The organism is Italian clover phyllody phytoplasma str. MA1, from assembly GCF_000300695.1.
In the GTDB taxonomy this organism is placed as follows: Bacteria; Bacillota_I; Bacilli_A; order Acholeplasmatales; family Acholeplasmataceae; genus Phytoplasma.
In genome coordinates this window covers 1-658 of record NZ_AKIM01000129.1, presented here as the reverse complement: position 1 = coordinate 658, position 658 = coordinate 1, and the positions used below count along the sequence as shown (strand labels likewise).

At 29.3% G+C, this 658-nt stretch carries 1 protein-coding gene; it reads right to left on the bottom strand.

All coding sequences use genetic code 11. From position 1 onward, the window contains the following. Positions 1-162 precede the first annotated feature (162 nt). Positions 163-658, bottom strand: a 496-nt coding sequence (locus RI01_RS02920; protein ID WP_017193178.1) for a toprim domain-containing protein, incomplete at its 5' end; no start/stop codon positions are given.

The following is a 658-nucleotide window of genomic DNA, read 5'->3' as shown; positions in this document are numbered from 1 at the left end:
TTTCATTTTTTTCTCCTTTTAGGTTGGTTTTTTTGTTATAAAAATAAATAACCCCTAATTTGCGAAAATAAAATCGCAAAATTTAGGGATATATACGCGTTTAAGGTTATTTAATGTAATCTATATGTGTAAATGCAATATGTTAGTTTAAAAAGGAATAATTTAATTAATCACTTCTACTTTGTCTTCCCCAAAGAAATGAACAGCTAAATCGACGATGATTTTCTTTTTGGCCTTTTTGTAAGAGAGATATGGATCTAAAAAACATTTTTGATAAGTTTCTTTTCCGTATTGACGTAATAAATCATCGACATCTTTACAAGTTTGGTCGTAAGGGGGTAAAATCCTTCTGATTTCGTATAAAATGTTTGCTTCTTTAAGTTGTTCTCCTAAGGCTTCGCTGCGTTTTTGTCCTGTTTCGTCGTTATCTAAGGCGATAATTACTTTGATATTTTCTTTTTTGAGAATTTCTAATTGTGATTGAGAAAGTAATTGAGCGACACAAATGAGACCGACCACGTTTTTAATACCATTTTGCCAACAACTAATGACATCAAAAAAACCTTCATGAATGATGATAGTTTTTGTTTGTTTTATAAAAGGTAACACTTCAAAAAATCGATAACTAAAATGAAAAGTAGGAGTTTGACTAAAATTA